This is a genomic window from Trinickia sp. HAY1-2D (assembly GCF_056754935.1).
On the sequence record NZ_JBPGWX010000001.1, the window covers coordinates 1565184 to 1591395 of the forward strand.

Annotated in this window: 18 protein-coding genes and 1 pseudogene; 3 read left to right on the top strand and 16 right to left on the bottom strand. The window is 61.7% G+C overall.

Translation table 11 applies throughout. The annotated features are described in order from the left end of the window. Positions 1-8: 8 nt before the first annotated feature. From ACR9ZC_RS06835 to ACR9ZC_RS06900, 14 genes and pseudogenes are all read right to left on the bottom strand, one after another. Positions 9-1361, bottom strand: a complete 1353-nt coding sequence (locus tag ACR9ZC_RS06835; protein WP_481579650.1) for a leucine-rich repeat-containing protein kinase family protein — start codon at positions 1359-1361, stop codon at positions 9-11. Between the two features lie 102 nt (positions 1362-1463). After that, a complete protein-coding gene (gene cuyB, locus ACR9ZC_RS06840) occupies positions 1464-2921 on the bottom strand; it encodes a cysteate racemase (RefSeq protein WP_481579651.1) in 1458 nt (485 codons plus the stop codon). After that, positions 2918-4195: a dicarboxylate/amino acid:cation symporter gene (locus ACR9ZC_RS06845; protein ID WP_481579652.1), complete on the bottom strand. Its 1278-nt coding sequence runs from the start codon at positions 4193-4195 to the stop codon at positions 2918-2920. The genes cuyB and ACR9ZC_RS06845 overlap by 4 nt, the downstream gene beginning before the upstream one ends. 180 nt (positions 4196-4375) lie before the next feature. Continuing rightward, entirely contained in the window at positions 4376-5290 is a 915-nt protein-coding gene (locus ACR9ZC_RS06850) for a LysR substrate-binding domain-containing protein (RefSeq protein WP_331570629.1), read from the bottom strand. 103 nt (positions 5291-5393) lie between these two features. Further along, complete coding sequence (locus ACR9ZC_RS06855) at positions 5394-6404, bottom strand: prenyltransferase/squalene oxidase repeat-containing protein (protein WP_481579653.1); 1011 nt, start codon at positions 6402-6404, stop codon at positions 5394-5396. Between the two features lie 58 nt (positions 6405-6462). Beyond that, complete coding sequence (locus tag ACR9ZC_RS06860) at positions 6463-7695, bottom strand: S53 family peptidase (RefSeq protein ID WP_481579654.1); 1233 nt, start codon at positions 7693-7695, stop codon at positions 6463-6465. An 87-nt stretch (positions 7696-7782) separates the two neighbouring features. After that, the gene (locus ACR9ZC_RS06865; RefSeq protein WP_481579743.1) at positions 7783-9927 is read right to left on the bottom strand and encodes a polysaccharide deacetylase family protein; all 2145 of its coding nucleotides are present in this window, start codon (positions 9925-9927) and stop codon (positions 7783-7785) included. A 74-nt stretch (positions 9928-10001) separates the two neighbouring features. Further along, a complete protein-coding gene (locus ACR9ZC_RS06870) occupies positions 10002-10781 on the bottom strand; it encodes a hypothetical protein (protein ID WP_481579655.1) in 780 nt (259 codons plus the stop codon). A gap of 8 nt (positions 10782-10789) precedes the next feature. Beyond that, positions 10790-11572: pseudogene (locus tag ACR9ZC_RS06875) on the bottom strand (YaiO family outer membrane beta-barrel protein); the annotation flags it as partial. 170 nt (positions 11573-11742) lie between these two features. After that, positions 11743-12552, bottom strand: a complete 810-nt coding sequence (locus ACR9ZC_RS06880) for a bactofilin family protein (RefSeq protein ID WP_481579656.1) — start codon at positions 12550-12552, stop codon at positions 11743-11745. 3 nt (positions 12553-12555) lie between these two features. Next, positions 12556-14208: a glycosyltransferase family 2 protein gene (locus ACR9ZC_RS06885; RefSeq protein WP_481579657.1), complete on the bottom strand. Its 1653-nt coding sequence runs from the start codon at positions 14206-14208 to the stop codon at positions 12556-12558. Between the two features lie 29 nt (positions 14209-14237). Then, on the bottom strand, positions 14238-15452 hold the full coding sequence (gene wecB, locus ACR9ZC_RS06890; protein WP_481579658.1) for a non-hydrolyzing UDP-N-acetylglucosamine 2-epimerase: 1215 nt from the start codon (positions 15450-15452) through the stop codon (positions 14238-14240). 582 nt (positions 15453-16034) lie between these two features. Continuing rightward, entirely contained in the window at positions 16035-17846 is a 1812-nt protein-coding gene (locus ACR9ZC_RS06895; RefSeq protein WP_481579659.1) for a chloride channel protein, read from the bottom strand. Positions 17847-17942: 96 nt separating this feature from the next. After that, complete coding sequence (locus tag ACR9ZC_RS06900; protein ID WP_481579660.1) at positions 17943-18839, bottom strand: LysR family transcriptional regulator; 897 nt, start codon at positions 18837-18839, stop codon at positions 17943-17945. Positions 18840-18979: 140 nt separating this feature from the next. On the opposite strand from ACR9ZC_RS06900, the gene ACR9ZC_RS06905 reads away from it, so the two are divergent. Next, the gene (locus tag ACR9ZC_RS06905; RefSeq protein ID WP_481579661.1) at positions 18980-20431 is read left to right on the top strand and encodes a M20 family metallopeptidase; all 1452 of its coding nucleotides are present in this window, start codon (positions 18980-18982) and stop codon (positions 20429-20431) included. Then, the gene (locus ACR9ZC_RS06910; RefSeq protein WP_481579662.1) at positions 20428-21738 is read left to right on the top strand and encodes an MFS transporter; all 1311 of its coding nucleotides are present in this window, start codon (positions 20428-20430) and stop codon (positions 21736-21738) included. The genes ACR9ZC_RS06905 and ACR9ZC_RS06910 overlap by 4 nt, the downstream gene beginning before the upstream one ends. Positions 21739-22146: 408 nt before the next feature. Here the strand turns inward: ACR9ZC_RS06910 and ACR9ZC_RS06915 are convergent, their stop codons facing one another. Next, positions 22147-23172 carry a hypothetical protein gene (locus tag ACR9ZC_RS06915; protein WP_481579663.1) on the bottom strand — a complete coding sequence of 342 codons (1026 nt, stop codon included), beginning with the start codon at positions 23170-23172 and terminating at the stop codon, positions 22147-22149. A gap of 212 nt (positions 23173-23384) precedes the next feature. Continuing rightward, positions 23385-24110 (bottom strand): ABC transporter substrate-binding protein, encoded by a 726-nt coding sequence (locus tag ACR9ZC_RS06920; RefSeq protein WP_481579664.1) that lies wholly within the window; start codon positions 24108-24110, stop codon positions 23385-23387. A 137-nt stretch (positions 24111-24247) separates the two neighbouring features. Between ACR9ZC_RS06920 and ACR9ZC_RS06925 the strand changes: the two genes are divergently transcribed. Continuing rightward, entirely contained in the window at positions 24248-26053 is a 1806-nt protein-coding gene (locus ACR9ZC_RS06925; protein ID WP_481579665.1) for a methyl-accepting chemotaxis protein, read from the top strand. Positions 26054-26212 lie beyond the last annotated feature (159 nt).

The window sequence follows — 26212 nt, forward strand, 5'->3', positions numbered from 1 at the left end:
CAGCAGCGTTACGCCGTAGTCCGGGTCGTCGCACGCGTCCAGCGCTGCAATTCGGAAACGACCGCCTCGAACGAAGGCCGGCTCGCGGCGTCTTCGCTCAGACACGCCGCAGCGAGCGCTTCGAGTCCACTCGCCAGAGGCGCCGTTCGCTCGGTGCAGCACGCGATCAGCTCTTCGAGCAAATAGCCGAATGCCCGTACCTCAAGCCGTTGCAACGCCGACCCAAGTCTTCGATTCGCGGTGTCGTACAAAGACGCCGCCCCGAAATCTCCCAACAACGCGCGCTCGCCACCGCGGTGCAAGATGTTGTGCGCATAGAGATCGCCATGCATGATCCCGCGCTCATGCAGATGTCGAGCAGCCGACGCAATGCCATAGGCGATATCGCATGCTGCAGCCGCATCGAACCGGGCATCGGCCGGATATATGTCGCGTGTGCAGGAATCAAGGCTCGGCGGCCCCGCCAGATTAGCGAACGCAGGGTCGATCAGCTCCATGACCAGGCCGTGCTGGCCCATGGGGTGGCCCGTTACCCTACCGAGCACAGGAATCAGATTCGCGTGGCGTCCCGCATGAATGCACGCGGCCATCTCCCGGTCCGGCAAACCGTCGCTCGTGACGGCGCCTTTGAAAAGCTTCACCGCGACCGATCGCGCATCGCGCTCTTCACCTTGAACAAGCAGCTTGGCGCGATAAATGATGCCCGATGCGCCTTCGCCGAGCTTTTCATCGAGGACGAGCGATTCCCATTGAATATCGGCGATCGTCGTTTCGGCCGAGGCCGCTGCTTCGAGCGATGCGCCGAACGGGTTGCCGGCGTAGGCCAGCCACGACAGGCGGGGCAAGTCGGCGAGCCATTCGGGTAGCGCTGCCAGCCGATTCGCCGAAAGACGCAGAAGTTCGAGCCGGGTGCAGGCAGCCATTTCGTCCGGCAGCGCGCTGAGCCGGTTACCCGCAAGCATCAACTTTTGCAGCAGCGAACACTGTCCAAGTTCGGCTGGCAGCACCTCGACCTCGTTGTCCGTCAGAATCAGCCAGCGCAGCTCACGCGGCAGCGATTTGGCCGATACGCGGCGTATCCGATTCGCCTTGAACCCGACCATGCCGAGTTGTCGGCATTCGCCAAGGACATCGGGCAATTCGGTGAAGCGGTTATTCGAGGCGAAAAGGATGCGCAGTTTCGTTAGCCGGGGCAAATCGTCGGGCAGCGTCGACAGTGCATTTCCCGAAAGGTCGAGGACTTCGAGCGTCTCGGCAAGCGAAAAAATTTCGCGCGGGAACTCGGTCAGCCCGCAAGCAAGCTTGAGTTCCCGGGCTCCGATGAGTTGTCCGGCCTGCAGTTGTTCAAGGGAGGCATTCACTATGGCAAGCGGTATCCGAAAAGCGGGGGATGAGTCGGCGCAACGCCGCCCATTCTACTATCGGACGATCGGCCTTCGCCTCCGGCGGCGCGGTTGCCCGCCTCAATCGGCAACCCGCCCCGCATAGGCGATGCAGCGCCGGGCGAGCACCTCCGTGGGATCCACGAGTTGCGCACGCCGCCCCGCTCGGCCGATGAATACGCCGCTGGGCACCAGTAACGGAAGCTCGGTGCATCCGAGAATCATGACTTCGATGCCTGCGTCGAGCAGCCCCTCGATGGCCGCGCGAATGTCGTCCTGACATTGGCCGGTAGTAAAGCCCGCTTTCACCCCTTTCTCGCCGTAGATGGCGGCCATCACGCGCGCCTGGAGTGCCGGCTCGGGCGCACCCTGATTCAACCCGGACGCCGCGAGCGCTGTCCGATAGACACCGCTTTCGATCGTGCCCGAGGTGGCCAGCACGCCGATATTGCGCACAGAGGGAAACGTCTCGCGCAGATAGTCGACAGTGACACTCAGCATGTTCACGATCGGTATCCCGAGATACGGCTCGATGCGATCGACGAACGCGTGGGCGGTGTTGCAAGGAATCGCGATGATGTCCGCTCCCCCGTCCTCGAGCTTTTTGCATGTCGCATAGAGAGACACGGTCGGGTCGGCGCCGTCGCCGATCAGGTTCGCCGTCCGGTCCGGAATCTGCGGGTTGTGCTCGACCAGCAGCTTGATATGGTCTTGATCGCGCGAGGCCGGCGTATGACGGACGATCTTGTTCAGGAAATCGACGGTGGCGGCCGGCCCGACGCCACCGACTACCCCGACCTTGAACACCGGCGACGGTGAATCGAGGCATCCCGACACGATGTATTGCGCATACGCCATGTTGGAATCGATGACCGGGACGGCGCCGGCCGCGATCGAATGCGGGAGAAGCGGAATCTCCGTCATGCCGGGCACGATGACCTCCGCACCCTGGTCCGCGAGGTCCAGGCATGCGCGGCGCAGCAGTTCGACCGGACGTCCGTGCAGATTGCCGCGTTTGATGCCGTCGCGTCCGTAGACGGCTTGCGTCACGAGATCGATACCCTCGTGCAAGCGGGGGTGCAGCACTTCGAACTGCGGCGCGCCAAAGTATCGTTCGAACAATCGATGTTCGCGCGTGTAATCCGATGCCAAAACCCCGATACGCCGGGCATGGGGGTGCTCATTCCGTACATGGCTGCGGACCGCCTCGACGATATTGGCAATCCGCAGATTCGTGTTCTCGTTCAGTTCGTCGATGAACGTATGACTGAGAAAGCATGGCAGTACGATCGTCGTCACGCCGCGTTTTTCGAAATCGCGAATCATGTCGAAGATATAGAGCTTGCGTGCGGTTGTCGCGGCACTGCCTGTGCCGGAACACCGGAACGGATACTGCTCGAATATCGCGTCGGCATGATCCGCGTCGGACGCGGCGGGCGTTGCCTGGGCAAGCTTGAAGAAAACGTCGGCGCCGGCCAACGGGCCCAGGCCTCCGATGACCCCATATTTGCGTCGCTTTTCCGGCATTCGCGTGATCATCGTATTTCCGCCGCGCGCCGATCGAATTGTGCTTCGTCCGATGTGCCGGGACGCGCCTTTTCCCATTTGGCGATGACAGCCGTCGCAACGCTATTGCCAATGACGTTCGTCATGGTACGGCCCATATCGAGCACCTGATCGATGGCGAGAACCATCGCCACGCCGGCGGCAGGCAAATGGAAAAGCGGCGCAACGGCAGCCACGACGACCACCGATCCGCGCGGCACGCTCGCCATGCCTTTACTGCTCAGCATGAGAATCAGCAACATGAAGATCTGCTGCGAGAGCGGCATCTGAATGCCGAACGCTTGAGCAATGAAAATGGCCGCGAACGCTTGATACATCATCGAGCCATCGAGATTGAACGCGTAGCCCAGCGGGAGCGTGAAGCCGACCACCTTTTTATCGACGCCGAATTTCTCGAGCTGCTCGGTCAGAGCCGGATACGCTGCTTCGCTGCTGGCCGTCGAGAATGCGAGCATCGCCGGCTGGCGTACCGCTTTGAGCAAAGCTCCGATACGCCGCCCGAGAAAGAGATAACCGAGGCCGATCAGAATGGCCCACAGCGCGAACAGCCCCAGATAGAACGAGCCGATGAGCTTCCCGTAGGTATAGAGCACCTCGAGACCGCGTAGCGTAACTGCCGAAGCGATGGCCCCGAAGACGCCGAACGGCGCGGCGCGCATGACGTAATCGGTCAGTCGCAACATGACGGGGACCATTCCATCGATCGCCTGGATGACGATGGCGACGCGGGGATCACGCTTCAGCGCGCCCAGCGCGAGACCGAGAAAAATAGCGAATACGAGGATCTGCAAGATATCGTTGCGCGCCATCGCGTCGACAAGGCTCGTCGGAAATGCATGCGTGATCACGTCTTTGGCGTTCAGTGCCGATGTGTTGAGCCCGGTGCTGACTTCGCCGGCGCCTGCGATCAGGTGAAGACCGGCGCCCGGCTGCAATGCGTTGGCCATCAGGAGTCCGAGACTCAGCGAGACCAGGGAGGCGCAGACGAACCAGCCGATCGAGCGCAGGCCGATGCGGCCGACGTCCTGGCCGCCGTCCATACCGGCGAGCCCCGATACGAGCGTGGCAAAGACGAGCGGCGCAATGATCATCTTGATCAGCCGAAGAAAAATGTCGGTGACGATCGAGAAATATCCGGCGACGGTCTTCAGCGTGGCCGCATCCGAAAAGCCCGTATGACAAAGATAGCCAGCGATGACGCCGAGGAGCATGCCGGCTGCGATGCTGAGTGTAAGTCGATTTTTCATGGGTCCGTCCGTGGTTGGCGCGGCAGCGTCGCAGGACGACCGGCTCGCGCGGAGAAGGCTGAGCGGACGCTGGGCCAAGGCGTCGCGTTCAGCACACGAACGGATGGTAGGCGGGTCAAAAAAGCCGGCGATGCGGCTCCGACATGTGCCTATGCGAGATTCGCATAAGCCGGGAAAGCCCTATCCGAGGGCGGCGGCTCCCGCGCGCAGATGGTGCCAAAGCGTATCGAGAAACTCGCTGCGGTTCGACGAATCACGGTAGACGCGCAATTCGATCTGCAGATGCCAGGCGGTGCCTCCGGCAGGCACGAGGTCCCCGGCCGCAAGTTCGGCGGTAATGGCGCTCTTGGGCAGCCAGGCCACGCCTTCGCCTTCGACGACGAGTTTCTTGAGCACTTCGGCCATGTCGGACTCGTAATGCAGTTGCAGCGCCGGGGCGTCCGACGCCCTCGCGAGAAGCAGCGCCAGACAGCGCCCGAAGTAGCTCGTATTCGTGTACGAAATGAGAGGAAGCGGCTGCTTTTTCGTGCCGGGCAGGCGAAAGAGCGGTGCAAGGCGCGCGTTCGGTCGGCTGATGGGCATCAGCGTATCGATCCCGACGGTCACGTGCTCGTACCGTGCGGGATCGAGGTGCAGCGGCAGCTCGGGATGATGATAGGCGAACATGAGCTCGCAATTGCCATTGACGAGCATCAGTATCGAATCATGGACGTTCGTGGGAATGACGCGTGCGCGCACATCGCCGAGGCGGGCGGACAGCGCCTTGAGCCAGGCCGGCAAAAAATTGAGCGCGATCGTGTGACCCGCGGCGATTTGCAGACTTTTGCCCGCGATGCGCTGTTCGGTGCGGATGATCGCCCGCGTATCGAACAGCTTGGCGAGAATATCGTCGGCCACTTCGCGAAATAGCTGCCCCGCCGGTGTCAGGACAGGCGGAAAGCTGCTGCGATCGATCAGCTCCGCGCCGATCCATTGTTCGAGAGACTGGATGCGGCGGCTGAAACCCGATTGCGTCACGTTGCGAAACTCGGCCGCCCGCGAGAAGCTTTGATATTGCGCGAGGGCGATGAAATCCTCGATCCACTTGATTTCCATGGCTGACCGTCGGGGCGGGAGGGGCGGAAGGGCTGCTTGGTGCGAAGGTTCTCATTATGCACAGGTTCCCCCCGAGTCAACGGTGGCCATGGGCGGTGGCGCATCACGCGCTGAACGGCATGCAGCACTGAGCCGGGGCGAGCGGGTCGCTCAACTGGGCTTCGAACGAAGTGAAGAGCGCCTCTTCGAGCACGTTCCAGTGCGCACCGTGCCGAAATGGCGCGGAGTGCGCATGCCAGCAGGAAACGGCGGCCTTGTCGCCGAATTTCTGTGAAGCCAGCGCGACCAAGCCCCACGGATAGTCATGTGCCGGCAAGTCGAGCCATGCCTGGCAATTTTGCTTCATCCAGGTCCCATAGAACGCGGCGCTGGTGTGTCCCGGGACGCCGATATCGGAGAGGATCGGAAATATCTGCGCGACAGCCGTCGGGTAAAAAGACTGGTCGGCCAGATGCTGCGTGCTGGGCTCGTACTTCCCCGAAGACCAGAACACCTTGACGATGGCGTTCGATAGCCGGTCCGCCTGGCTTCGCCACTTTCCGGCGCCGCGGGCGTCGCCGATGCGCGCGCGATAGGCGCTCAATGTCCGCATCGCGTCATGGACTTCGACGTTATCCATCAGCAACGCGACGTGTAGGGTCGACGATATTTGATAAACACCTGTCTTTGGATCGTAAAGGCGTGCCAGGTAAGTGGTCGACTTGTCCAGGCTCGACTGCCAGTTGGGCGGCATCTTTGGAGAGGGCGAATAGCGGGCCAGCAGCTCGATCCATAGCGCGAGTGCCGAATCGTCCGCATCGGCGTGCGCGCACGACGCGATGTTCCCGTTGCGCTCGCAAAAGCGGTCGAACGTTCCATCGGCGTTTTGCCGTGGCATCAGCCATTCGATCCATTTGAGCGCGGCGCTTCGCACATCGGCGTGCGCGGCGTCGGCACTGATCAGTGCCTTGGCTGCGAAATACGGATCGACGACATCGCCGTGCAGTAGCACGGTGATGGCGCCGTCGGGCCGCTGGTAGCCGAGCAGGAAGGGCTCGGCTGCGGGCGTGGGTGCGCTGAGCAGGCACGAGGACACGATCGAGGCTATGCCAGTGCGCAACAGTCGGAGCCCCATCCGCCCATTCGAGCGGTATGAGGCGCTTGCCGCCAGCGGCGGCGGAACGGCAAAGTGTTTATGGCGCATTGATCAAGGTCCCGACGAGGTTGTTGGCAATGGGGCTGCCAAGTCCGGTGACGTAGTCGTATCCGGGCACGGCCGTGCATAACGCTCCGCACGAACCGTTGGTGCCCGAGAGGATGTCGTGGTAATTCGTGGCGGATGCGGTAGCCCCAGCGCCGTACACCATTCCATTGATGGTGCTCACGGCGTTCAGGGTCGTTTTTCCATTGGCGACGCGTACTCCGTTCGCGATCGCGAGCAGGCCTGACCATTGCGGCGCCCCGGCGCTCGTGCCGCCAACGACGAACCAGCCGGTTTGCCCTTGGTACCCGTAGGCGTCGTACACCGCGAAGCCCGATGCCGGGTCCGCACTGTATGCGACATCCGGCACGCCTCGCGCACCGATCGAATCGCCCGGAATCGCGAAGCTCGACTGATAAGCGGGTTCTGCCTCATAGGTGCTTTGTCCTCCGCCGCTTCCGGACCACGCTTCTTCTCCGAGGTAGTTTCCGCTGGCGTCGACGCTGATCGAGGTTCCCCCAACGGCGAGCACGTACGGCGATGCCGCGGGGTAATCGACCGTGGCGCCTCCGTCGCCCGATGCGGCGACGAACGAGACGCCGTTGGCACTGATGAACTGCCCGTCATACTGCGTTTCGGACAAAAACTCCGGCCCGCCCCAACTCATCGCCACCACGTTGGCGCCCGCACCGCGCGGCTTCGGCGCTACCGCCATCGCGACGGCACTCATGAGGTCCTGGAAGCTGTTGGATGCGGCTTCGACCAGCACGATCTTCGCCTGTGGGGCGATTGCGTGCGCCCATTCGACATCGAGGGAGCTTTCGAGCGCCCAGCCAGGATCCGCCCGCAGGCGGTGTTTGCTGACGCCGCTGTATAGCTTGGAGAAGCAGCCGTTCCCGGTCGTGCACGCGGGCAGACCGAACGTGTTGTCGAACACCTTCAGGCTCGACTCGGCATCGGGATTGTCATAGGCGTCGACGATCGCGATCACCTGGCCGCTGCCTTGGCCGCCTTGGGGGAGTTGGTCGATGCCGTAGAAGTGGCGAATCTGCTGCGGCGATAGACCGTTCGGCCCCAGGGCCGTATTTCCATGCACATGAAACGGCGGCCGGGCATAGCCGACAGGCGGACGAGCGGATTGTTGCGCGAGCACCGGTTGAGCGCCGAAAAAGGCGGCCGCACAACCGATCAACATCGACGAAACGCGTCGGAACGAGCTTTGCATGAGGCGGCCTCCGAAGATTCCCGATACCAGGCGGCATGCGCCCGTCGCATAACGGCGGGGAGCACGCCAGTGAGTGAACGCACGCGCTCAGGGAGCCTTGGCGCTCGTGAAGGTCAATGACGTTCCGGCTCCCGCGATCACGAGCCAGTTCGTCGCGTCGGTGGCCACGACCGTTGCCGAGCCGCTCGTCACGATGGGCAGCAGGTAGGCGGACTTCGGCAGAAGCCACGTCATGTCCTGCAGTCCAGCCGGATTGGAAGCGTTGAACGACCAGCCGGCTCCGTTGTCGCTTGATGTCCAGGTCGTCTGCAGACGGCGCTTGCCGAACTTCGCGAGATCGTCGAACTTGTACCACTTGAACTGGCCTGCGGCGGCAAGCTGGTTGGCGTACGTGAATATGCTCGCAAGCGTGTTCGTATAGAAGATTGCGCCCTGCGGATGCATGTACACCATTCTCGTCGTGCGGTTCGCCACATTGAAATTCATCAGCGAGAGGTACCAGTTGGTGACATCGGTAGTCGGGACGTTGTACTGCTGGAACTCGTCGAACGTCGCGTACACGCCAAACGGCGAGACGGGAATTGCCCAGATATTGGGCGTCAGCAACGCACCGTTACGATAGGCGCGCGTCGGTCCCATCCCCGTATGCCCCGTAAAGTAGTAGCTGGAGTAGCCGTTGTTCTGCAGCCAGGCGATGGCCCACGTCGGTGCATTGCCCTCCGGCGCGGCCCACTCGATGTCGGGCGTACCGTCCACCGTTTGCATGGCGGAGTGATTGAGCACGAGGTATTGCTCGAACGTGCTCTCGTTGGTCTCGCTCGCGTTGAAGCCCCAGTAATCGTGCATCCAGCCGCCTTGGCTGCCGACGTTGTGCCCCTGCTTGATCAGGTAATGCATCAGGTTTTGTGCTGACGAGTTATTGAGAATATTGATTCCCAACCCGTCGCCGACGGCCACGCTATCCGGGCCGGCTGTGACCGAGATGGTAAATGGACCGTTCTTCCATACGTTGTAGTTCTTCAGTTGCTGCGCGGGCTGAATGGCATCCTTCTCGCAGAAATGCCAGTCGATGATCATGCCGCCCAGGGCTTTCGGCTGCAGCGAGAGCATTGGCATATGCAGGAGGTCGACCGCGAAGTAATTCAACATGCCGTGCAGCGGCATCCCGTCCGTCTGCCCCTCCAGATAGGAGAGCGGCATGTTGACGAAAAGCACCCCTCCGTTGCCATATTGTTGGTAACCCGCCACGAGTCCGAAATTCGGCGAAGTCAACAGCGTGGTGCCGTTGTAGGTGCCTTGCGTGACGAAGCTCGGGTAGGTCAGGAACCCATAGACGTAGCCGGAGATGCCTTCGAGCACGTCTGCCGTCGCGGCGGTACTCGCCAATGGCGCCGCAATCTTGAGCGTCGTCGTAGTCGTCGTCGTGGTCGATGTAGCCGAGTAGGTGCCGTGCTTGACCGACGGACCGGTTTTCACCGCACCGAGATTCAAGCTGGTCGCGCTCACCGTCCCGGTCGAAGTCGTCCGGTAGTTGAAATAGGCTTGATGGTTATACCCTGTCAGCCCTCCCGGGTTCGACAGGCTCGGCTGGAGATACAACGATTGTGTGGATGTCAGCAAGGACGGAGTACTGGTCGTCGAGGTCGAAGTCGCTGTCAACGTCGTCGCGGCCGCTGTGGTGCCGCTGCCGTTCCAGGTCATGGATTTCCCCGGCGGGACCAGCAGCGTACGCAACGTGCTGCCCATCCCCGTCACGGGTCCGAGGCCGATCATGTTGCCGAGAAGCGAGTCATAGAGCACGTAATTGACGCCTGCCATGTCGCTGAATCTCGACTGCGGTATCGGGTAAAAGCCGGCAGCGTTCAGGGCGCCGAAGTCATAGACCAGCATGACGCGGCCGCCGTTGAGCGCATAGTTGTGAATCGCGCTCACGAGCGTGTCGTCGGCGGTGGTATGGATCTGATCGGGCAAGATCAGTCCTCTGTACTGCTGAGGCAACGATGCGACCGTCTGCTCGAATGCAGTGTCGTTGATCAGCGTGATTTGCACGCCGTCTTCGGATGCCGCATCGAGCCATGCGGACACTCGAGGATCGGGCAGCGCAAAGTTGTCGGGCAATAGCAGCAGCAATTGATTCGTTGCTGCATTGGCGAGGCCGGCTGGAACCAGCAAGCAGAGCGCGAGCGCGTACAGCACGCGCCGGATGAAGACCGATATGCTGAACATGAACATCTCCTTGACTAGTTCGACCAATTGCCATCCCGCCTGACGTACTGAGTGTGCGGCCGGGGAATACTTGCGGTGATTCACCTTCGAAACCCTGCGCGGCCACCAACGTGCCGATTCACGCCGGGCCAGCTCGCGCAGTAGCTGTACAGGCCCAGCAGGAGGCCGAGCAGAAGCGGTGCCCCCAGGACAAAAAAACAGAGCGGAACAAAAAGCAAAGACCCGTAAAAGACGATGCTGGCGTGAAGCGCAAGAAAAAAAGGCGCGATCGCAATGAAGTAGCTGACGATCAAAAGCGTCGCGAGCGTCTTTTGCGTCAGCGTGAAATTCAGCGTGTAATACGTCAATGACATCGTGATGGGAATGATTTTTATTCCGATCATTTGCGTCAGGACCATCTCGCGCATATGTTCTTGCGCGGAGTACGGAAAGCTGTTCGAAGATGGCAGGAAGTACATGCAAACGGCGAACTGGACAGCCGCGAGTGCACGTACGAGATAAGCGACGGGAAGCCATCGTTCCTTGTGCACGAAGGTCGCCCCAAACGCGGCCATGCAGGCGAGCGCCGTGAGCCCCAAGAGCACTTTCCCGGGGTATCGACCGGCCCATTGCAGCACGACCGAGGGCGAGGCAAGCCAGGCACCGTCGTCGCGAATGTCGGCGATCCTCATCGGTACGTTGACCCAGCGGCTTGCATACGCGAAGGCGGCGGACCAATACTGCAGGACCGACCGCCACGTGTAAGCCAGCACGACATACGAGGCGGGCAACAGCAACAGCGACGACATCAACCAATGCCGCGGCGACGCGAGGGCGCTCACGGAACGATCGTATTCGCTGCTGCCTTCGAATGACTTCATGGCTGCGCTCACCAGGAATGGAACAGGCTGATCTCAAAACCGCGCCGGCTGTAATACGGGTTGTGATAAGCGTTGAACTCGAGCTGCGCGCCCCATGTCTTGGTGAGCCAGTAGCGCCATTGCACGTCGATTTCGTTACTGCGGAAGTCCACGATCTGGTTGCCCGCGCCAATGGCTTGATAGGCCTCACGCCCGAACGAGCCGCGGACACCGAGAACGCTTTTGCCGATCGTGCCGTACGAAACGGCGGCGTAGTAGGCGGGTGCCTTGACGGAGCCAGGCGCATCGACGTTGTAGTTCATCCCGATCTCGCCGATCAGCTTCGGCGTCGCGTACCAGATGACGCCGGCGTGATAGAGCTGATCTCGATGCCCGCTGCGATTCCAGGCGTAGCCCGCACCCAGCGACAGCACCAGGTTGCGTTGCGGCAGCACTTTCCTGTTCAGCGACAGGTCGACACGCTCGCTCGGCAAGATCGTGCCCGACGTCGTGCCGGAAAAGCCGATTGCGCCAAACCAGTCCGCATCGAAATCGCGCACGTAATTGACGGCGCCGAACGTTGTACTTTGACCGAAGCGGCGCAACTGGGACAGCTCGCCGGTGACTGTCTGATTGCCGAATTGATGCAGGCCCCTCAAGCGGACGCCATACCAATCCCCGTAATTGTTGGTGACGTACGCCCTCGAGTAGCCGAGGTCCAATTCGGAACGGCTCGCGCTCGGCGGCGCGACGTGCTCGGCGACCGCATTGGATAGTTCTCCCTCGCTCGGCCGGTTCGGCACGTCTGCGAGCACTGGCGGAGATGCGCCATTGCTCGCAGCGGAAGCGGCCTTGTCTTTGGCCAACGCATCCGCGGCCTGCTGCTCGAGAGACTGCGCACATGTCATCGATGACGCCGTGAGGAAAAACACAGCGGCGACTGCGTCCCGCACGCGCCCCGATCCGGTCGATTTCATTTTTCTTAGTTGCATTCCCGCCCCCCGCCGCCTGAAACATCGAACGCCGTGCTCGCTATACTCGCTTCGTCGAACCGGCCGGTCCGTTCTGCAATCAATTGGCCGAAAACACAGACGCCGCCTCGAATGCCGATTTCGGAGGCGCATACGCTGACGGCGTTGTCGGCGCGACCGATCCAGGCGCGATCGATCCATAGCGGACCGTCGACACTGAGCACACCGTCCACTACGCAGTCGCGGCGCAGCCGTGCTTCGCGCCGGGCAAACACGGCGCCGCGCACCATGGCGCCGGCACCTACTTCGATGGTGCCCGCCTTGATGCTGCCTCGAACGAGGCTCGACTCGCCGATATGGAGAGATCCGTTGACGATCAGATCGGCCTCCACGAGCGCGTGGGCGGGCAATCGCAGATTGCCGAAAACCAAATAGCGTGACGTGCCGGCGCGGTGCTGAACCCCAGCCAGCAGGCGGGTCATCGAGACGGCATCGAGTTGGTCCGCGCGATGCTCGGCTGGCGGATCGCGCGGCGCACCGAAGATGATCGGCATCCCGTGCAAATGCCGAAAACGGCAGGCGCTGCGCACTCGCATCGTCGATGCCGCGACGACGCCTATGAAATCCTCTCGATCGGAATCGATGTGCGGTAGGTACGTCCTGCCTTCGGTGCACGATGTCAACCGCGATGCATCGATCGGCAAGTCTTCGTCGATCGCTAGCGGCGCGACATCGCGCGACGCGCACAGCTCCGCGATCAGCGGAATGAACGGCAAAACGAACAAGCCGGCGAGAAGCAGTACAAACAGAATTGCGCTCACCGCTCACCTCGCTTTGGAAGGTTTGCGGAAGCGCTCGGTCTTGTCCCATCGCAGTTCGCGCTTGAACAGAGCGTCGAGCACAAGCCCCGACAGCGCCGAGAGCACACATGCAATGGTCACGCCGAATCCGATCACGTTGAGCGGCATCAACCTGAGTCGTGTCGAATGACCGTCGAGGCGCGTCGCCACGACAATTTCAAAGAAAACGCCGAAGTTTCCGAACGTATTGAACGTGAACAGCGCGAGTAGCCACGCCAGCGACGACGCGAACGACATTTGTTCGGCGCCGAGCAGATAGATGAAGATTGCATCGACCCAGCCGACGAGCAGCATGGCGGGCATCGCGTACACGCCCAGCAGTAGCGCACCGTCGATTCGGCGCAGGAGAGGCACGGCGGGATTGAGAAGCAAAGGAGCGAGGCAGCGAAACATCGTCTGGTTGTGCCCCTTCGCCCAACGCTTCAGTTGGCGGGCGCGCACATCCCATCGTTCCGGCACCTCCTCGTAGCATTCGGCGTGGTTCAGATAAACCGTCTGCCATCCGGCCAGCAATAGCCGGTACGTCATGTCGGTGTCTTCCGCCAGTGTGTCGTCGCGCCATCCCCCGACCTCTTCGAGGGCGCTTTTGCGCAATCCGCCGACCGTCCCACCATATTGCGGGACAAGCTCGAGATTCATCCTCGCTTGCTGATTGACCTGGTAGCCTCCGGCCCGCTCGAGATCGAGCAGCCGCGTCAGCAGATTGCGGTTCGCGTTGTGGGGGACGACACGGCCCATGACCGCGCCCACCTCCGGATCGAAAAACGGAGCGACCAGTTCCTTCAAAAGCCCCGGTCTTGGTAGATAGTCCGCATCGAAGACGATCAGGATGTCGCCGTTCATGAAACGGAGCGCGTCCTTCAGTGCGGCGGCTTTGCCCCCCTTCCCGTCGACGCGGTGAAACGGGCGAATCAAGTCCGGAGCCCGCGCCTGTACTTCGTCTATCAGCGCGCGCGTGTTGTCGGTGGAGCGGTCGTTGACCGGAACGATCGTCAACCGGTCGCGCGGATAGGTCGTCTTGAGCAGCGCTTCGAGGCAATCGACGATGACGGATTCCTCGTTGTGCGCGGCCACGAAGACGGTCAGCGCCGGCCAGGGCCCGTTGACGATCGAGCGGTAAATGGCGCTTTGCCGCGTGAACAGCCGGTTCAGGCTGAATACGTAGTGACGCACGGTATAGACGATCAACAACAGCACCACCAGCACCAGAATGGCGTCCGCCGATACGACCCATACCCCGCGGACGCCAGTTCCGGCTTCGGGCGGCGAGGGAGGTTTGAATGATGGCGTGTCCGGAGACAATTGCAGCTGCCCTTCGTCCACAGTCGATATATCGTTCGCCGCGATCTCCACCATGGCACCGCGATGGGGGCTGGCCGATGAGTGCGGGTGCTCGCCGGTTTGCGCTGTGACCAATTGAAGACGATGCTGCACGACAGAGGGAGCGACAGGCTCCGAATGCGCGTCCAGATGAACCAGGAGCGATAAGGCAGACGCCAGCGCCAGGTTGATCGACAGGCCACACACTGCCTCGAGGCCCCGGATGCGGTTCCCCCGGCGCCTGCTGTACCCGCAGGCTCCCCGATGAAACTTCGACGACCCATCGCTCTCGATCATGACAATTTCGCTCGCTTTGAGCGCCGCGATTAGGCGGAGCGCAGAGCATGCAGTCCCAAGGCAATAGGGTTGGAGGGCGGACTCAGCGAGCTCATGACGCTCTGTACCGCCGAGGGCCTGGCCGGCAGGGTCAGCAAGGCGTCGACGATTCTTTCGCTCGCGTGGCCGTCTCCATAGGGGTTCGTCGCATGTGCCATCGCGTCGTACTGGGTGCGATCGTCGAGCAGGCTGCTGACTTCGGCGACGACGCGCTCCGTCTGCGTGCCGACGAGCCGCGCCGTGCCCGCCTCGACAGCTTCGGGGCGCTCGGTCGTTTCGCGCGTGACGAGTACCGGCTTGCCGAGCGCCGGGGCTTCTTCCTGGATGCCGCCGGAATCCGTGATGATGAGATGGGCGCGCGACATCAGAAAGACGAATGGCAGGTAGTCCTGCGGCTCGATCAAGAACACGTTCGAGACGCCGTGCAGTATCGCGTGCACGGGTTCCTGCACCTTGGGATTCAAATGGACGGGATAGACGAGTTGAACGTCGTCGTACTTGAGCGCGATTTGACGCAGCGCCTCGCAAAAATGCTTGAACGGTTCGCCGAAGCTTTCGCGTCGATGTCCTGTCACGAGAATCAGGCGGCGGCCGGGATCGAGAAACGGATAGCGCGACGCCACCCGTTCGACGAGTTCCCTGTCATGCTCTAGCTTGTCCGTGATCTGCAGCAGCGCGTCGATCACGGTATTGCCCGTCATCACGACATGCGATGCTGGTGCGCCTTCGCTGAACAGGTTGTGTTTCGCGTGCTCCGTCGGGGCGAACAGCCATGACGCCACGGCATCGGTCACGCGCCGATTCAGTTCCTCGGGCCACGGCGACCAGATGTTGCCCGTGCGCAAGCCCGCCTCCACGTGACCAACGGGAATGTAGCGATAGAAGGCGGCCAGGCTCGCAGCGAGGGTCGTCGTCGTATCGCCGTGAACGAGCACGACATCCGGCTTCCATTGGTCATAAATGGCGCCGATCGACTGCAGGATATCGGAGGTGAGGGCGCCAAGGGTTTGACCGTCGCGCATCAGATTCAGATCGAAGTCCGGCACGATCTCGAACAGCTGGAGCACCTGATCCAACATTTGCCGGTGCTGAGCCGTAACACACACTTTTGCTTCGACACCGCACTGCTCCGCCAAAACTCGCACGAGCGGCGCCATCTTGATTGCTTCCGGGCGCGTGCCGAACACCGTCAATACCTTGTTCATTTCCGTCCTCGTTTGGCGTATTGCGGCTGATAAAAGCGGACGGTTGGCGTGCCGAAACAGTTTATGCATGCCGGCATATATCGACCGCCGCAAACTGGGGTATCGCGCTTCTCGACTCAGGCCGAAACAGCGAAAGACGGGAAATGCCGAGAAAAAGAAAAACCCCAAATTCGAATAGGACATCGATGCTCGCGCGACCGACGGTATCGATAACGCATATCTCTCTCCTTCCCCGTGAGACGTAGGTCAGAACGGTGGCGGGATTGGGTTGGCCGGCAATTCAGATACGGCGGCATCGAGGTGCAATCGCCGATTCACAGGTTTAACTGAAATTAGTTATTTCCTCTGAATCCAGCCGAGGGCGCATCGTTGTTAGGCAGGAGTCTACTGAGCCGGAATCGAACCTTGTGTAAGATACCCAACACTTAGAGGAGGAAAACGCTGCATCGCAGCGTTTACTTAAAGCAGATCAATAATGCGGCTCATCCTTTATAGTAATCCGACGAATCCAATATTTATCGGACTTTTAATTTTAGGATCGCCGTTTAAACTGATCTTTGGTGGCCGCACCGAGCGATATATTCAGCGACTCGTATTGGCGGGTTCGCGGTGGGCTTCCTGCCGCTTGTTGGTCGGCGCGAAGAGGGTGCTGCGCTGAATCCAGACGCGGCGGAATTGCTCGACTTCGCGTTCCTCGGAGAACACGGTCGATGAAGGCTTGACCAGGTCGTGCCGCGATACGATGCCGACGAGACGAAGCGATTTTTCGTCTTCGACCACCGGCACGCGTACAAGGCCGGTAATCGCGAGGCGAGCGGCCACGTTCCGGCAGGTCTCGCCCGGCAGCGCGATTTCGGGCCGTTCACGCGCGAAGAAGCTGCCGATCGGCTTCTCGGATTGACCCGGTGCGATTCGATCGAGCAGCACGCGATCGACCATGCCAAGGAGCGTCCCCGAGGCGACCACGGGGTACGCGCGATACTTCTGAGCCGGCCCGAAGTAGCGGTGCAGGACATCGGCCAATGTTGTGCTCGCATCGATCGTTTCGACGGCGCGGGTCATGACTTCCTCGACGTAATGCCGTTCGAGCGGATCGATGCTGTATTCGCGATAGATGTGATACCCGCGGCGGGCGATCTTCTCCGTCAAGATCGAGCGGCGCATGAGCAGGACGGTAAAGCCGTAGGCCACCGCGGCGGCGGCGAGCAGCGGCAGCAGCGCGTTTGCATCGCCCGTGAGCTCGAACGCGAAGATGGCTGCCATCACGGGCGCGCGCATCATGCCGCCGAGCGCCGCGGCCATGAAGATGAGCGGCCAGACAGCGGGGTCGCCGCCGGGCATATACGGGCCGACTATCGCGCCGACGCCCGCGCCCATCATCAGCAACGGTGCGAGGACGCCGCCCGAGGTGCCCGAAGCGAGCGCAATGACCCAGATGATGGCTTTGACGAGGACGATGGCGATTACGGCGTGGATGGCCAGATGATTTTGCAGCAGGTCGCCGATGACGTCGTATCCGACACCGAGCGTGCGCGGCTGGAAATAGCCGCCGATACCGACCGCGATCGCACCCAGTGCGGGCCACCACATCCAATGGATGGGAAGTTTGCCGAACAGATCTTCGACTTTATAGAGCCAGGTCGACAACCCCCACGACAACGCGCCGGCGATGAGTCCCGCTGCGGCCGACGAGAGCAGGCCGATCGGGCCGAGCGGTAATGTCTGGAGCGGAAACAAGGGGCCGGTGCCGAGCAGAAGCGGCCGCGTGAAGCCGGCCACGGCACATGCGATGGCGACCGGCAAGAGGCTGCGAGGGCGCAGCTCGAACAGCAGCAGTTCGATGGCGAGCAGCACCGCGGCGACGGGGGTGCCGAATACGGCCGTCATGCCGGCCACCGCGCCCGCCACGAGCAGCGCCTTGCGTTCGGCGCTCGACAGATGGAAGTATTGCGCCACCAGCGAACCGATCGCGCCGCCGGTCATGATGATCGGGCCCTCGGCGCCGAATGGGCCGCCGCTGCCGATTGCGATAGCGGAAGCAAGCGGCTTCAGCACGGCCACTTTCGGAGACATCTTGCTCTTGCCGAACAGGATGGCTTCGATGGCTTCGGGGATGCCGTGTCCACGAATCTGCTCGGAGCCGAACCGCGCGATGAGGCCGACCAGCAGCCCGCCGACGACCGGTGCCGCAATGACGAACAGCCCCAGCGTGTTGCCGGCGGGAGACAGATTCGCCGTCGAAGTCGTCTGGAAAAAGAAGAGATTCGAAAAGAAGCGGATCAAATGCAGCAAAAAGTCGGCGGCGACGGTGCTCAGCACGCCGCCAACGGCGGCAATCGCGCTGATGCGCAGCAGTCTTACATCGGTTGCGAAATCGCCCTTGTGCTCGCTCATGGTTCCTTTGCCTGTACCGCGAATCGGTAGCGTAAAGGGCGTATTTATATCATAATGTGATGCAATACGCCGCACATGGAGACGGCCGGTCGTCAATCAGCCCTCCGCGACCATCTCCACGATCGTTGCCAGCAGCCCCTTCACGACGGCGGGCAGGCGCCTTTCGCGCATCGTCGTCACTTGCAGCATGCGCTGGTTCAATACCGGTTCATCGATCGGCCGCGAAACGAGCGAAGCTCTGCTCCGCACGCCTTTGAGCGCGATGGCGCTCCCCAGCGTGACGGCACCGGCAAGGACCGCGAACATATGCAAAGCCGCCGAGTTGTTGCTGCTCAGTACCGGTTCGATCCGAATGCCACGCATGGAACACGCCAGGTCGAACAGCTGCCGCACCGTGGTTCCGCGTTCGAGCAGTGCGACGGGGTATCCCTGAAGGTCGACGAGCGTCAGCGATGAATGCGCCGCAAGCGGATGGCGAGGTTCGAGCAGCGCGCACACGGGCACCTGCGCCGAATAGACGATGTTCAGCGCCGACGTGCTACCGCTCGAAAATGCAATGCCGATATCGGCCTCGCCGACCGCGACCCAATGCTCCACTTGTGCGGGTGTTCCCGAGCGTAGCGCGTAGCGCGCGTTCGGCGCCGCCTCGCGATGACGCGCGAGTGCGGCGGGCAGCAGCGAACGCGTGAAGCCTTCCGTGCAAGCAATTCGCACGAGTTTGCCGCCGCGCGCCTCGCCCGCCGAAATTTCGCCCAGCACCGCATCGGCTTCCAGTAACGTTCTGCGCGCGTGCTCGGCCAGCAACTCGCCGGCTTCCGTCAGAACCATGCCGCGCGGCATGCGTTCGAAGAGCGGGGCGCCGACATCATGTTCTAGCTTGCTGATCTGCCGGCTGATCGCGGATACCGCCACATGCAGATTATCCGACGCGGCCGCGAGCGAGCCCGTACGGGCGACCTCGACGAAGTAGCGAAGCGCGATTCCGTGCAGCATGGCTTGGGTCCCCGTTGCGTTGCCTTTTCGGCAACTGTAGTCGACAAATTTGAGATTGTTGCGAATTTTTGGCGTTTTTAACCTTGCGCTATCAACTCGGAATCGCTTTTCCCATCGCGCTGATTGGCCACGGAGGTCATTTGACTACAAGCCACACCCCACGGAACGTCCGTCAGGAGGCGATCGACGACGCGTTCGCGGTCTACGATTCGGGTCAACTGCTCGACGAGCTTACGCGCCGTGTCGGATTTCGGACGGAGAGCCAGAACCCGGCGAGAGCGGATGAATTGCGTGCCTATCTGACCGACGAGATGACGCCAACGCTCGAGCGTCTCGGCTTTAGCTGCCGAGTGGCCGAAAACCCCGTGGCCGCGAGCGCGCCGTTTCTGATCGCCGAACGAATCGAGGATGCGGCGCTGCCGACCGTGCTGCTATACGGCCACGGCGATGTCGTGCGCGGTTACGACGAGCAATGGCGCGCGGGCTTGGCCCCGTGGCAAGTGACCGTGGAAGGCGACCGCTGGTACGGCCGTGGCACGGCGGACAATAAGGGCCAGCACACGATCAACTTTGCGGCGCTTGCCGTGGTGCTCGCTGCGCGCGACGGCAAGCTCGGCTACAACGTGAAGATCATCTTCGAAACAGGCGAGGAGATTGGCTCGCCGGGGCTCGGGGAATTCTGCGCGCAAGAGCGTGCCGCACTCGCGGCCGACGTCTTCATCGCATCCGACGGCCCGCGCGTGAGCGCCCAGCGCCCGACCGTGTTTCTCGGTTCGCGCGGCGGCATCAACTTCGATCTGACGGTCGATTTGCGCGAAGGCGCACATCACTCGGGCAACTGGGGCGGTGTACTGCGCAATCCCGCCATTGTGCTTGCGCATGCCATCGCGAGCCTCGTCGACAAGCGTGGCGCAATCGTCGTCGAGGGGCTCCGCCCGCCGCCCGTACCCGATGCCGTGCATCGCGCGCTCGCCGACATCGAGCTCGGCGGCGATGACGATGGACCGCGAATCGACCCGGACTGGGGCGAACCGGGACTGACGCCGACCGAGCGCGTCATCGCGTGGAATGCGCTCGAGGTCCTGGCCTTCAAGGCCGGCAATCCGGATGCGCCCGTCAATGCGATCCCGCCCGTTGCTCGCGCGACTTGTCAATTGCGTTATGTGGTCGGCACCGACAGTGCCAATGCGGCCCGCTCTCTCGAGGCGCATTTCGCGCGCCATGGTTTTCCGGAGGTACAGGTATCGGTCGAGCGGATTGCGGCCGCGACACGGCTCGATCCGGACGATCCGTGGGTCGATTGGGTGCTTTCGTCGATGCGGGTCACGGCCGGCAAGAAACCAGCGCTGCTGCCGAACCTTGGCGGCACCGTGCCGAACGACGTTTTCGCCGACACGCTCGGCTTGCCGACGCTCTGGATACCGCATTCGTATCCCGCGTGCGCACAGCATGCGCCGAACGAGCATCTGCTCGGCTCGGTCGCGCGCGAGGCGCTGGGCGTGATGGCCGGCATCTGGTGGGACCTCGGCGACGATGCGAAGCGCATCGTCGAGCTGCGTGCATCGTCGGTCAACCATCGAGTGTCGGCATGAGTCACCATCCCGTGTCTTCTCCGGCCTTGCGCAAGCCATTGACCCTGACGCAAATCGTCGTTGCAACGTCGGCCGGCAATGCGCTCGAATGGTTCGATATCGCAATCTATGCGTTCTTTGCGATCTATATCGGCAAGAACTTTTTCCCGACGACGAATGAAACGGCCTCGATGTTGTTGACGTTCGGTTCCTTCGGCGCGTCTTATCTCGTGCGCCCGATCGGTGGCATCGTGTTGGGCGCTTATGCCGACAAGCGCGGCCGCAAAGCGGCACTGATGGCCTCGGTGGGCCTGATGATGGTGGGGACCGCAATCGTCGCGCTGATTCCCGGGTACGACCGGATCGGTCTGGCCGCGCCTCTCGGTGTATTCGCGGCGAGACTCATCCAGGGGTTTTCGGCGGGCGGCGAGTTCGGCGCATCGACGGCGATGCTCGTCGAGCATGCGCCGCACCGGCGTGGCTTTCTTGCAAGCTGGCAATTCGCTACGCAGGGTCTCGCGACGCTGCTCGCCGCCACGTTCGGTTTTGCGCTCGCCCGGCTGCTGCCGCATGCCGAGCTCGAATCATGGGGTTGGCGGGTTCCGTTTTTCTTCGGGCTTCTCATTGGGCCGCTCGGGCTTTATCTGCGCCGCTTCCTCGAAGACGCGCCCGCTTTTACCGAGGCCGCACGCACGCAGACACCAGTGCGCGACGTGATCATGCGGCAAAAGGGAATGGTGCTCGTTGCGGCCGGCGCGCTGGCCGTCTCGACTTCGGTCAACTATCTGCTGCAATACCTGCCGACGTTCGCGATCCGCCAACTGCACATGCCCGCGTCGACGGGTTTCGCCGCGACGATGATGGGCGGCATCATTCTGACCTGCGTTACGCCGCTGGCAGGGTATGTGTCGGACCGGATCGGCAGGCTCAAGCAGATGGTGACGGTCGGGATCGTGCTCGTCGTGACCGTTTATCCCGCGTTCTCGTATGCGGTCGAGCATGGATCCGCGGTCGCGCTGTTTGGGCTCGTCATCTGGCTCGCACTGTTGAAGTCGATCTATTTCGGCGCGCTGCCGGCGTTGATGTCGGAGATTTTTCCGGCAGCGACGCGCTCGACGGGCATGTCGATCGGCTACAACATCGGGGTGACCGTGTTCGGCGGCTTCACGCCTGCCATCATCACGTGGCTCGTCAGTGTGACGGCGAACCGCAGTGCGCCGGGCTTTTATCTGATGGCGACTGCGATGATCAGTCTTGCTGCGCTCGCATCGGTGAGCCGCGCAAAGCCGGCACGTATGGATAGCCGGCTGGTAGCGAAGCGGGGCTGAGGTTTTCGTACGAGGTCGATGCGGCGCGTCATCTGGCCAAACTACGCCGGCATCGACGCGACTTCGCTCGCGATCGGTGCGGTAGCGATTGGCCCGGTATCCTCCGGCGAGAAACTTATCGAGCGAGGCCGCAACCATGGTACGTGTTTCGACATCTCCGTCGCTGCCTCACGATGAACCTGTGTGCCAGGACGCAGAGCGTGCCCGCGCGGCCGGTCTTGGATCGCTGGTGGGCGTTACGTGGGGGCAGTGGGATGAGAGCCTGAGAGGATTGCGAGAGCATGCCGGGACAAGGCCGCATAAAGCCGTTACAACGCTGCCGCGCGAATGGAAAGTCTTTATGACGTGGGCCGCTTGTATGCCCGGTGTTGACGGACGGCGCCGCACGCCGTCCGGCCCCATCTTTCCTTAGAACGTCACCGCTGCCTTCAGGCTGGCAACGGCGGCCGCGTTCAGACGGATCTGAACTTGCTGGGAGTAGTTGAGCGTGTAGCCGCTACCTGAGCCTGCCGACGCTACAGGGTACACGCTACCCCCTATCACAGTCCCCGCCCTAATGAGGCTCCCCGTATATACGTTGCCATTGAGCTCGTAATACGTGCGATAGACGTGCGTTGTCATATTCGGGCGAGTGGCGGCGGCGATATAAGTCGTTACACCGTTGACGGTCGACACGCTACCGTTGCTGAGCGTGTAGGTCGTCGCGTCGGAACTCGAAGTGATGCCGCCGGCCGACATCAAGGCCGCGATCGTCGTGCCCGTTGCAACCGGGTTCGGTGTATTGCCGGTTGTCGCACCCGTGTAGTCGACCACCGTGTACGTGTCTGCTGCTTCGGTGGCCGTATATTGCAGATATGCGGCGCCAGAAGCCCAGGTAGCCGACGGCTTCAGCAGCGCCGAGTTGAAGTAAAGCGAATTGAACCAATGTGCGAATTCCGTCGGGGCCGACGTTACCGCGCCGCTCAAAGGAACGATCGACAGGTTGCTGCGCAGCTTGCTTTCGACGACAGTGGTGCCGTCGGCCGAGAGCAAATCGACTTTGATCTTATCGCCCTGATAGCTTGCATTGTCGAGCGAGGTCGAACCGACGACGATCGCGCCATTGATCAGATACCGCCCCGGTATGAACGTTGCCGGAACACTGAGCGTGCTGGCAAGCGATGTCGGTGAGGACGTGGTGAACGATTGCGTACCCGTCGCCGGCGACGCTGGGACCGAAGCGTGCGCTTCCACGAAATAAGAGGTTCCGTTCGAAGGCGTGCCCGAAAGCGGCAAGAACCAACTGAGTTCGTAGGATTGCGTGGACCCTAGCGCGAATTGCTCGAACGTTTGCTGGTCCGCGCTCAGCGCGGATTGACTGTTCGCCGTTGCGCTCGTGCTGCTACCGCCGCCCCCTCCACAACCCGCCAACAACGCGGATAAACCCAGCCCCATGGTCAAAACTGCTTGTTTGTAGTATCTCATTTCCCGTAATCTAATTGTTATAAATAGAATGATATTTGTAAGTTTTCGCCTGAACCTCGATTGGATTTCTAATCGATTCGGTTGTGGCGATGAGAATTTACAAAAAAATTCCGAGCACGGGAAGTGAAAATGCGACGTCAGCGAACAGATATCTCTTTATTCAAACGTTGAAACGTTTGCGCTTAAGCCGCTGGAGCAAGCGACGCGCCGACAATGCCATGTCTTCGAAGCGCATCGGCCACGAACCCCGACGCTTTCATTTCCTCGACGAATTCGTCGAGCGCGAGAGCCGCGGCTTCGCCACGGCTCTTCGGCACGCCCATTGCCTGCTGAATGACCATGAACCGTTCGCCGAGCAGCCGAAGTCCCGCGATCTGCCTGGCGTTGGCTTCCAGCTGCTGCTTGACGCCCGCGGCGACTTCGAGGCCTTGCTCGAGAAACGTTTGCACGACGGCGGGTGACGTCGGCGCGCGAACGATCTGCGCCGCTTTCAGCTCGCGCGTCAGAAACAAGTCATAAGCGCTGCCTTTGCCGACGACCACGCGATTGTGCGGCTGGTCCACCTCGTCATTCGTTTGGATCGGCGAATCGCTGCGCACGAGATAACAGCCTTCGATCAATACATAAGGCGCCGTGAACGCGATTTTTTCGCCGCGCAATGGATCGACCGCAAAAAAACCGAAATCCGCGCGCTCCTCACCGACTGCCTGAACCGATTTGCCTGCCGAGTCGAATACGACGAGCTCCAGTTCGACACCGAGTCTTTCGGCAAATGCTCGAGCGAGATCGATCGATACGCCGAATGGCTCGCCGGTTTTCGGGTCGACATTGGCCAGGATAGGATTGCCGAGATTGATCGATGCGCGCAGCTTGCCGGTGGGTGCGAAAGCGTCGACGTCGATTTTCATGAATGCTCCTGCTTCGAATGGGTGCGTTAAGCCGCGCGATACTCAAGTCTAGCGCGTTGCGGCCGTTAAACGGAGAGGCAACGAAAGCCGCAACTTTCGTCCTTCCCTCAAAGCGACGCCAGGAGAAACAACCAGATATGCTCGCATCGATTCGTGCCCGAATTCTGGCGGCTTGCGTCGCCATTGTCGTCGTAGCGCTGGCCGTGACGGGCGGCGTAGCCTATGTCGTCGTCAAGCAGCACAACGACGAGGCGATCGACCAGAACCTCAAGTCCATCCTGTCCGGACACGCGCTTGCGATCGACGAATGGATTGCCGGCCGGGCCAAGCAGACGCAGGCGCTTGCCGACACGATGACGATCGGCGAGGGCGACCCGCTGCCGGCGCTGAAGCTGCTTGCCAAATCGGGCGGCTTCGAGGTCATGACGCTCGGCCTGCCGGACAAGACGGCGTTCTCGAACGTGCCGCTGAAGCCGGACTACGACCCGACGGCGCGCCCTTGGTACAAGCAGGCGGTGGCCGAGGGGCACCTGGTTGTGACGGCGCTCTACAAAGACGCGTCGAACGGCAAACCCGCGTTTGCGTTTGCGGTACCTATCGTTCGTGACGGAAATGTGAAAGGCGTGATGGCGGCCAGCCTCTATATGGAGAGCGTGAGCAGCATCGTGACGTCGGTCCATCCGACGCCGTCGAGCTTCGCCTTTCTCGTCGACAAGAGCGGCCAACTGATCGCATCGGCCACGACCGATCTCATCATGAAACCGGCCACCGGTCTTTCGCCGAGCTTGACGCCGGATGCGCTCAAAGCGCTCGAATCGGCTTCGGCACCGGTTGCGGTGGATATCGGCGGCGCGACGAAGCTGCTGCGGGCGCAGCCGATCGCCGGTACGGATTGGTCCCTCGTGCTCGCGCTCGACAAGTCCGATGTCACGGCTGGCATGCATGCCGTGGCGACGACCACGCTTATCGCGATCATCGTCGTGGCCCTGATCGCCGCTGCGTTGGTGGGCATGCTGACGAACGCCGCATTCAAGCGCGTGCTGCTCGTGCGCGATGCGCTGACCGATGTGGCGAGCGGCAGCGGTGATCTGACGATGCGATTGCCGACGGACGGCAAGGACGAGGCGGCGCAGATCGCGCATGCGTTCAATCTGTTTGCGGAAAAAATCAGCACGATCCTGCTGCAGATTCGCGAGAGCAGCGAATCGGTCAACGTCGCCAGCGCAGAAATCGCGCAGGGTAATCAGGACTTGTCGAGCCGCACGGAGCTTGCCGCCTCGAGTCTGCAGGAGACTGCGGCCGCGCTCGAAGAGATTGCCGGTACCGCGCGTAATTCGGCCGATGCGGTTACGCAAGTGAGTCAGCTCGCGGTTTCAGCTTCGGGTGTGGCCACGCGCGGAGGCGAGGTCGTGGGCGAGGTGGTTTCGACGATGGATGAAATCACCAAAGCCTCGGACAAGATGGCCGATATCATCGGCGTGATCGACGGCATTGCATTCCAGACCAACATCCTTGCGCTCAACGCAGCGGTCGAGGCAGCGCGGGCCAGCGAGCACGGGCGAGGGTTCGCCGTCGTGGCGGCCGAGGTGAGGGCGCTCGCGCAGCGTAGCGCGCAGGCCGCCAAGGAGATCAAGGAGCTGATTCACTCGTCCGTGGAGAAGATCGGGACCGGATCGCAACTGGTTCAGACGGCCGGTGCGACCATGAATGAGATCGTGGAGAGCGTGCGGGGTATCACGGGCGTTATTGACGAGATTACCGTTGCTACGTCTGAGCAGAGCACCGGGCTCAGTCAGGTCAATCAGGCGCTTTCGCAGCTCGATCATTCGACGCAGCAAAATGCGGCGCTTGTCGAACAGTCGGCCGCGGCTGCGGAGCAGTTGCGCGAGCAGGCGGCTAAGCTCGCGCAGGCGGTGGGGGAGTTCAAGTTGGCGCGGGGGTGAGAACGAGGGCTGGCGCAAATTGTTAAGCAGCACGCCGAGGAAGTGGTTTGATCTTCGGGATCGGCTGCTGCTGCGCCTGGGAGGTGTCAGAAATCTTGTGTGCCGAGGTCGGTTAAAGGATCTCAGCTCATGGCATTCGTGAAGCGCTCGCCGAATAGA